The sequence below is a fragment of the Thermoplasmata archaeon genome (assembly GCA_035632695.1).
Lineage (GTDB): Archaea > Thermoplasmatota > Thermoplasmata > RBG-16-68-12 > RBG-16-68-12 > RBG-16-68-12.
The window spans coordinates 21,539-29,725 of record DASQGG010000111.1; the positions used below are offsets into that span (position 1 = coordinate 21,539).

Sequence of the window (8,187 nt, forward strand, 5' to 3'; positions counted from 1 at the left end):
GGAACGGGCTTTCGCCCGGGTCATGTCGGAGAAGAGGGACCTCGCCATCGTGGGACTCCTGCTGGGCCTCCTGGGAGGCGCCCTGATCCTGGCCGCCGGCCTGGACCTCGGACGTCTCACGAACCTAACGATCGACTTCGTCCTCTCCCGGTTGGTCGATCTCGTCCTCGGGATCGCCGTCCTGTTCGGCAGCCTCCTCCTGTACCGCGGGCGCTACAGCACGGGCGGAATCCTCAATCTCATCCTCGGCATCGTGGCCCTGATCATCGGAACGAGCCAGGTCGGCGGGATCTTGGTCTTGATCAGCGGCGTCGTGGGGCTTGTGGCGAACGAGGCGCGAAGCTGAGTCCGAGCGACGCGGCTCAGATCCGGGGGCCGATCAGCTGCCAGAGGACCAAGGAGAGGATCAAGAGGGCGAAGAGGTACGAGACCTGTTGCGCGATCCGGTCGCGGTCCTCCGCCTTGATCCCGCGGCGCACGCGAGCAAGCAGCGAGGTCATCCCATCCTTGAAGACGTATCCGCCGTCGAGGGGCACGGCGGGGAGCGCGTTCGTCGCGCCCAGCATCGCGTTGAGCCAGAAGAGCCAGTACAGGGTGTTCGTGAGGAGCCAGAACAGCGGCGCGGGAAGGGCCGCCAAGGGGCCGCTCACGCGATAGAATCGCAGCGTAGGGTCCTGGATCGGGGCGCGCCCCGAGAAGGGGAGGGTGATGTACGTGAGGATGGCGCCCGGCACGCCACCGAACTGGGACGGGTTCGTCAACGGGTGGTAGTAGTCCGTGCTCACATCGAGCGCGTAGATCCCGAGGAGCGGCCGGCCCGTGGTCGGGTCCCGGCCCAGGGTCACGGTGTATGAGCGCGTGATCCCGTCCGCGGGATCGTAGGTCTGCACGGCAATGGTTTGGTTCGGATGCACGAGGGCCATCGCGCCGAGGAACTCGTTGTACGAGTTCACGGCCGTCCCGTTCACACCCGTGATGATCGTGTAGGATTGGATCCCCGCCGCTTCGGCGCCCGAAGTCTGCGGCGTAAAGCCGACGATGCCCACGCCGTTGTGAGCCGGCGCCACGGCGGAAAGCATGATCGAAGAGAACAGGAAGGCGAAGAGAACCGCAAGGAGGATGTTCGTCGCCGGGCCCGCGGCATACAGGCGCGCCCGCTGTCTCGGGGGCAGGGCCCGGAGCTCCTCTTCGTCGGGCTCCACGAACGCACCGATGGGGACGACCAGGAAGATCGCGCCCACGGACCGCACCCGAATGTTGACCGCGCGGGCCAAGATGCCGTGGCAGAATTCGTGAAGCACAATCGCCACGGCCAGCCCGAACACGCCGTAGCCCAGGGGGATGACGGGATTGATGCCCGGGAGTCCAAGCAGGAGGTCCGGCGACGGCGGGTTGGCCCGGACCGCCGCGCTCTGCACGAGCGTGGCCTCCCATAGCAGGAGGACCGTGACGGCGACCATCGTCACGCCGACGAGGACGATCGAGAGATCGCCGAAGGCCCGCCAAAATCGCTTGGGTCGGGCAAGCCGGTCGATCAGGGCCCGGCCGCGCCCCGTCTTCCACATCACGATAGGGCCGGCGAGGGTCACGTTGCGTGGCTCGAGGAACTTCCTTCGCTGGAGGTAGAAGAAGAACGCGGGCCAGAGGGCCACCGCGGCGATTGCTATCAGGTAGGGCGTCCAGTCCGCCATCGGTGGCCTCTGACGAGCCCTTCGGTCTATTTAAACCATCCCGGGCAGTTAGTGCGCCGGCAACTGCCGCGCCCACACGTCATCCGGGACGTCCTTGTACACGGCGAACGCATCCTGGGTCGGGCGGGTCGCCGCGCTCTTCGCCAGGGCCTTGATCCGGTCCACCCGGAGCACCCAATAGTGGATGCGCCAGGTCTTTCCCTTCTTGATCAGGACCTCCTCCTGCCGCGTCCCGAGGAGGCCTTCCTCCTCGAGCATGTAGAACACGTCGCGGTCCGCGACGTCGAGGTTGTTGTCGATGACCTCCGTCTCGAATCCGAAGAAGGAGAGGAGGTATTCCGCCAGGATCCGCAGCTCCTCCTCGGGCATCCCACGCTTGCCCAGCGTCGCCCGAAGGGCGGCGACGACCTCGGACATCAGGACGATCGGCATCGGGGCCCGTTTCGCGGACCTTGCGGGCGACATAAAAGCGCATCGTCCATATTCCCCCGGTTGATAAGTTTCCCGGAGGGACCGCATGTCCGCTGCCCGTACCCGAGATCGAACCCATGCCATGGCCTACGTGACCGCACCCGATCGCACGTCTGCGCGACGGATCGCGCATGCCGTCCTGGAGGCACGGCTCGCGTCCTGCGCGAACCTCTCCCCGATCGAGTCCGTGTTCTGGTGGAAGGGCTCCCTCGAGGAAGCGAAGGAAGTGGTTCTCGTCTTCAAAACGCGGCGAGCGCTCGTCCCGCGGCTCATTGAGGCGGTCCGAAAGGCGCACCCGTACGCGGTCCCGTGCATCGTCGCGTATCCCATGGAGTCGGGCTACGCTCCGTACCTGGACTGGATTGACCGGGAAACGCGGGTTCAACGATAGACGGCCACGGCGCCGTAGCCCACGGCCATGTCGCGGTCCTCGCTCACGTCGCTCGAGCTCCCGTAGTGCAGGAGTTTCGCCTGGGTGGCACCGAGTTTCTTGGCGGCCACGAGCATCGCGGTCACGGGTCCGTAGCCGCACATGGAGATGTTGTCCCGCGCCACGCGGTCCTGGAGGCCCTTCGGGTCGAGGGCCAGGATCCGGTCCAACGCCTTCCCGTCCTGCTCCTTCGCAAACGCGGGCGCGGCCTTCCCTCGCGGCGGGACTTGGTTGTAGTTCGGCCCGACATGGCTGAAGTCCGAGGACGCGATGACGAGGGCGTCCCGGTCGCGGACCGCCTCCGCGGCGAGTTCGCCCACCTCCGCTGCGAGCTCGTACTCCTGGAACGCCATGCACACGGGCACGAAGCGCACGCGGGTGTCCAGGTGCTGGAGAAAGGGGAGCTGCACCTCGATGCTGTGCTCGTGGCGGTGCGCGGCCACGTCGTCCTCGATGGGCGGGATGGACACGGCATGGAGGAGATCCGGATCCACGGGAACGACCCCCAGAGGCGTCTCCCAGTCATGGTGGGTCGTGGCTAAGGGGGCGCCCGCACCGTAGTGGTTCGGTCCCAGGACGATGTAGGACGCCCTCAAGCCGTCCGCGGCGAGGGCGGCGTAGCTGTGCGCCGCGACGGGGCCGGAGTACTGGTACCCCGCATGAGGGCACACGAGGCCGACGAGGCGCCGCGGTCCTTGCGCGGGCTTGGGAAGGCTGCCGGGTCCGAGCTTGGACGTGTAGCAGAGCTCGATCTGGCGGAGGAGCGACTCCCGGCTCCCCTCGTAGAACGCACCGGCGACCGCAGGATAGCGCATCCGAGACGACCCGTCAGAGGGACGCCTCGTAATCGTCGATGGTTGGCGTAAACTCTTCGTCGGCCTTGACCGTGCCGCGTGTCTTCAGAATCTCCCGGGTCAGGAGCCAGTACACGGTGGCCAGGGCGCGCCGCCCCTTGTTGTTCGTCGGGATGACGAGGTCGACATACCGGGTCTCGTTGTTTGCGTCGCAGAGGGCGACCACGGGGATGCCGACGTTCAACGCCTCGCGGAGGGCCTGCTGGTCCGCCGCGGGATCAGTGACCGTGATGACCTCGGGCTCGATGTACTCGGGAAGGTTCGGATTCGTCAGCGTGCCCGGGACGAACCGCCCCGCGAGGACCTGAGCGCCGATGGCCTTCGCGAAGAGTTTCGCAGGCTTCTGCGCGTACTGTCGCGCGGCGACGACGAGGATGCTGTCCGGCTTGAACCGGGCGAGGAACTTGGACGCCTCGCGGATGCGGGTGTCCGTCTTCTTGATGTCCAGGACATAGAGCCCGTCGATCCGCACCTTGTAGATGAAGGGCTTCATGTCCGCGCTCTTCTGCTGCGTGCCGATGTGCACGCCCGACGTCAGGTACACGTCCTCGGGCACGAGCAGTCCTTGGACGCCCGTCTGCTCTTCCTCTTGCATCAGGTTCCCTCGTGAAGTTCCTCTTCGATCCGGATGAGTTCGTTCAGCTTCGCGGTCCGCTCGCCGCCCACGGTCCCCGTCTTGATGCCCAGGGACCCGAAGGCCACGGCGAGGTGGGCGATCGTGTCGTCCGTCGTCTCGCCGCTGCGGTGGGAGACAATCGTGGCGTACCCGGCGCTCCGGGCCATCTCCACCGTGGCGCGCGTCTCGGTCAGCGTCCCAATTTGATTGGGCTTAATAAGGATAGCGTTTCCCGCCCCGGCGGCGATGCCCTCCTGCAGCCGCGCCACGTTCGTGCAGAAGATGTCGTCCCCGATGATCACGCACGTCTTCCCGATCGCCTCGGTGAGCTGCGCGAACCCCTCGAAGTCCTCCTCGTCGAGCGGGTCCTCCAGGCTGTACACGCGATAGTCCGTCACGAGCCGCTCCACGAACTCGATCTGCTTGTCCCGGGTCAGCGTCCTCCGCCGGTAGCGGTATCGCCCCTCCGAGAAGAACTCGGACGCGGCCAGGTCCATGCCGGGACGCACGGGAAAGCCAACGTCCCGCTCGACGGCCTCGCAGGCGTCCGCGACGAGACCGAGGGCTTCCTCATCGTCGAGCTTCGCGACCCACGCGCCTTCGTCGCCGCGGCCCAGGGACACCCCTGGGGACTTCTTGGCCAGGGCGTCCTTGAGCAGATGGTGGACGCGGGCGTTCGCGAACACATTCTCCACGACCGTGGGGCCTTGGGACACCACGAGGAACTCCTGGATTGTGGTCCCGCCCACGGCGTGCCGCCCGCCGCCGATCACGTTGCCGAAGGGGAAGGGCATCCGTCGCGCGTCCGAGCCTCCGAGAAACCGGTACAGGGGCTGCCCCGCGGCGGACGCCGCGGCCTTCGCGTTCGCAAGGGACACGGCGACCGCAACGTCACCGCCAATCCGGGAGAAGTTCGGTGTGCCGTCGATTTCGCGGAGCAGGTGATCGAGCCCTTCCTGGTCGGCCACGTTACGGCCCCGGAGCCGCGGCGCCACGTCCTTCGCGAAGAGGCGCAACGCCGCCTCCACGCCGCCCTGCGGGAACGCCTGGGCTTCGTGGGCGCCCGTACTCGCGCCGGAGGGCGCGGCGACCCGGAAACGGCCATCCGCCTGGAGGTCCACCTCGACGGTCGCGTGGCCTCGGCTGTCCAGAATCTTGCGGATCGTGGCGCGTTCAATCGCGGCCATGCGGGAACCTCTGGACGGTCATGGGCACGATCCCGGCCTGGAATTCCCGGTACGCAATCTGCATGGGGTCGATCTCCGTGGACGACCCGTCGAGGACTCCGGGCGCGCCCAGGGAGATCTGCAACGCGCGGGCGCCAAGAATACGAGCTCGCTCGAATCGCGTGTAGCGCATGGAGAACCCCGAGGCGTGCGCTGACAGGGCCGGCAAATATAAAGATTCCGCCCGGGGGTTCCGGGCGGTCCGTTCGCGGTTATTGAGGCGGCGGCGCCATCGGCGGCGCGTAGGGGGCCGCCATGGGCATGGACGGCTTGAACACGAGGCCGAGGATCCCGCCCACTAGGCCCAAGATGAAGCCGATGATGATCCCGGCAAACGTGAACGGGATGCTCACAATCGACATGATGAGGACGATCGCGCCCCACATCACGTGCTGTTCCGGCTTCGTGTACATCATCACGCCCCCGAGGATCATGATGATGGAAAAGATCACGCCGATCACGCCGAGCAGGGTCACGCCGAGTCCGAAGGTCGGGAAGAACGCCATGAACGCTCCCAAGGCCAGCCAGACCAGTGCCCCCAAAAGGCCGAAGATGCCACCAATCAACGATAGCACGAACGCTGCAGTCGGTTTCTCTGCCACGGCACGCCTCCTTATCTTGGGCGCCAATCCTAGGGCCATTATAAAAAAGTTGTGATAAAAGCCCCTAATGGAGAGAATGGGGCCGAAAGGAACCTCTTGGACGAGCGCCGCACCTGGCCGGGTCCCCCGCTGAAGCGGACCTCACATGCGGCGCGATCGCCCTGTTCTCACCGGAAGTGCTGCCGCACCAGGAGGAGATAGACCAACAGGATGAGCGGGATGACGAGGCCGACGACGTCCCCCAGGCTCCCGATGATCGAGACGATCAGCACGATGATCGCGAGCCACCAGGCCCAGCTCCGGAGGTGCCACAACCCCAAACCGACCCCGATGAACACGAGGGCAAGGACCAGGAATACGGCGCCCAGAACGGCCCCGCCGAGGCCAAAGAAGGTCGGCAGTCCCCGGAACGCCGCGAAGCCCGCCAGCAGGAACAGACCGATCGCTCCCAAGAGGAACACGGCCCCCACGAGGATGATGAGCACGGCCAGAATCGCGACCCCAATGGGGCGGCTCGGACGCGGCGGATAGCCCGGGTAGGTCATAGGCTTCGCGCGGGAGTCGGGCCGTGGTTATATAACAGTTGCCCGGAGAAAATCAACTTCACAACGGAGCCGTTTCGGACATCGCGGCCAAATTTCGGCGTTTGCCTTTCTCGCCCATATCTTTATCCGCCGACCGAGTTTGCAGCGCCGCGGTGGAACTCATGGTACAAGCCTACTGCGTGAAGTGCAAGGCGAAGCGCGAGATGAAGGACGCCGCCGCGGTCACGCTGAAGAACGGGAAACCCGCGACGAAGGGCAAGTGTCCCGTATGCGGCACGACGATCATGCGAATCGGGGCGGTGAAGTAGTCCTCGAAGCGTAGCCGACCCGACTCCGTCATGCACTCCTTACCATAGCTTAATGAGAGCACCGGGAATAGGCACCCCCAGGTGGTTCGGTGAAGGTTCCCGACATCAAGGTGACCCCTCCTGGCCCGAAGGCGCGAGAGGTCATCGAGCGCGATAAGAAGTACATGGCGACGACGACGAAGTCCGCACCGATCGTGATCAAGCGCGGCTCGGGCGCCATCGTGGAGGACGTGGACGGGAACCTGCTCATCGACTTCGCCTCCGGGATTTCCGTGCTGAACGTCGGCCTGTCCCATCCCAAGGTGGTCGAGGCGATCCGAAAGCAGGCGGGCGAGTTCACCCACTTCGCGGGCACGGACTACTACTACGACGTCCAGACCCAGCTCGCCAACAAGCTCGCCGAGATCACACCCGGGAAGCACGCGAAGAAGACGTTCTTCGCGAACTCGGGGGCGGAGGGCAACGAGGCCGCGATCAAGATCGCGAAGTACTACAAGAAGCGGCAGATGTTCCTCGCGTTCCTGGGCGCGTTCCACGGACGGTCTCAGGGCGCGCTCGCCCTCACGGCGAGCAAGGCGAAGCAGCGGGGCGGCTTCTTCCCGACCATGCCGGGCGTTGTCCACGTGCCGTTCGCGTACTGCTTCCGCTGCCCCTACAAGCTCACCTACCCGTCCTGCGACCTACACTGCGCGAACATCATCGAGGACGTCTACCTGAAGACGATCGCGCCCCCTGAGGACCTCGCCGCGGTCTTCGTCGAGCCCGTGCAGGGCGAGGGCGGCTACATCGTGCCGCCGCCCGGATGGCTCGACCGCATCGGCAAGATCGCGAAGGACAACGATTTCCTGTTCATCGCGGACGAGGTCCAGACCGGATTCGGTCGCACGGGGAAGATGTGGGGCATCGACCACTCCAACGTGATCCCGGACATCATGGTCCTTGCGAAGTCCCTCGGCGGCGGCATCCCGATCGGGGTCGCGGTCTTCGATGCGAAGATGGACTTCCCCATGTCCGGGAAGCATTCGAACACGTACGGCGGGAACCCCGTCGCCGCAGCATCGTCCCTTGCGGTCATCGACGTGATCGAGAGCGAGGGGCTCGTCGCGCGCTCCGCGAAGCTGGGCGCGCACATGGCCACGCGACTCGACGAGATGAAGGAACGGTTCGAGTTCATCGGGGATCGACGGGGCCTCGGCATGATGCAGGCGACCGAGTTCGTCACGGACCGGCGAACGAACCACCCGAACCCCAAGCTCCGCGACGCGATCGAGAAGGACGCCTACGAGCACGGGCTCATCCTGCTCACGTGCGGCGACTCGGGCATGCGGTACATCCCCGCGCTGACCATCGAGGAGGACGTGCTCGACGCCGGTCTCGACGTCCTCGAGGGCACGTTCAAGCGTGTCGGGAAGTGACCTTCCAAGGCGGGGCGAGCGACGCGCTC

General features: G+C 65.8%; 12 protein-coding genes. 4 read left to right on the forward strand and 8 right to left on the reverse strand.

All coding sequences use genetic code 11. The annotated features are described in order from the left end of the window. The first annotated feature begins 22 nt into the window (after positions 1-22). Positions 23-346: a hypothetical protein gene (locus VEY12_07735; protein ID HYM40016.1), complete on the forward strand. Its 324-nt coding sequence runs from the start codon at positions 23-25 to the stop codon at positions 344-346. A gap of 16 nt (positions 347-362) precedes the next feature. On the opposite strand, the gene VEY12_07740 is transcribed toward VEY12_07735, so the two are convergent. Continuing rightward, a complete protein-coding gene (locus VEY12_07740) occupies positions 363-1,691 on the reverse strand; it encodes a site-2 protease family protein (GenBank protein ID HYM40017.1) in 1,329 nt (442 codons plus the stop codon). Between the two features lie 48 nt (positions 1,692-1,739). Further along, entirely contained in the window at positions 1,740-2,123 is a 384-nt protein-coding gene (locus tag VEY12_07745; GenBank protein ID HYM40018.1) for a DUF6015 family protein, read from the reverse strand. 85 nt (positions 2,124-2,208) lie between these two features. Between VEY12_07745 and cutA the strand changes: the two genes are divergently transcribed. Beyond that, a complete protein-coding gene (gene cutA / locus VEY12_07750; protein ID HYM40019.1) occupies positions 2,209-2,553 on the forward strand; it encodes a divalent-cation tolerance protein CutA in 345 nt (114 codons plus the stop codon). Here the strand turns inward: cutA and amrB are convergent. From amrB to VEY12_07780, 6 genes are all read right to left on the reverse strand, one after another. Continuing rightward, positions 2,544-3,407, reverse strand: a complete 864-nt coding sequence (amrB, locus tag VEY12_07755) for an AmmeMemoRadiSam system protein B (protein ID HYM40020.1) — start codon at positions 3,405-3,407, stop codon at positions 2,544-2,546. The genes cutA and amrB overlap by 10 nt on opposite strands. A gap of 13 nt (positions 3,408-3,420) precedes the next feature. Further along, entirely contained in the window at positions 3,421-4,041 is a 621-nt protein-coding gene (gene rpsB, locus VEY12_07760) for a 30S ribosomal protein S2 (protein HYM40021.1), read from the reverse strand. After that, positions 4,041-5,249 (reverse strand): enolase C-terminal domain-like protein, encoded by a 1,209-nt coding sequence (locus VEY12_07765; protein ID HYM40022.1) that lies wholly within the window; start codon positions 5,247-5,249, stop codon positions 4,041-4,043. The genes rpsB and VEY12_07765 overlap by 1 nt, the downstream gene beginning before the upstream one ends. Further along, positions 5,236-5,421, reverse strand: coding sequence for a DNA-directed RNA polymerase subunit K (locus VEY12_07770; GenBank protein HYM40023.1), 186 nt, complete (start codon positions 5,419-5,421; stop codon positions 5,236-5,238). The genes VEY12_07765 and VEY12_07770 overlap by 14 nt, the downstream gene beginning before the upstream one ends. Before the next feature lie 79 nt (positions 5,422-5,500). Next, entirely contained in the window at positions 5,501-5,890 is a 390-nt protein-coding gene (locus VEY12_07775) for a DUF6114 domain-containing protein (protein HYM40024.1), read from the reverse strand. Positions 5,891-6,057: 167 nt separating this feature from the next. Continuing rightward, entirely contained in the window at positions 6,058-6,435 is a 378-nt protein-coding gene (locus VEY12_07780) for a hypothetical protein (protein ID HYM40025.1), read from the reverse strand. Between the two features lie 161 nt (positions 6,436-6,596). On the opposite strand from VEY12_07780, the gene VEY12_07785 reads away from it, so the two are divergent. Together VEY12_07785 and VEY12_07790 are read left to right on the forward strand one after the other, a co-directional pair. Then, positions 6,597-6,743, forward strand: a complete 147-nt coding sequence (locus tag VEY12_07785; GenBank protein HYM40026.1) for a DUF5679 domain-containing protein — start codon at positions 6,597-6,599, stop codon at positions 6,741-6,743. An 89-nt stretch (positions 6,744-6,832) separates the two neighbouring features. Beyond that, positions 6,833-8,158 (forward strand): acetyl ornithine aminotransferase family protein, encoded by a 1,326-nt coding sequence (locus VEY12_07790; GenBank protein HYM40027.1) that lies wholly within the window; start codon positions 6,833-6,835, stop codon positions 8,156-8,158. The last annotated feature ends 29 nt before the right edge of the window (positions 8,159-8,187 follow it).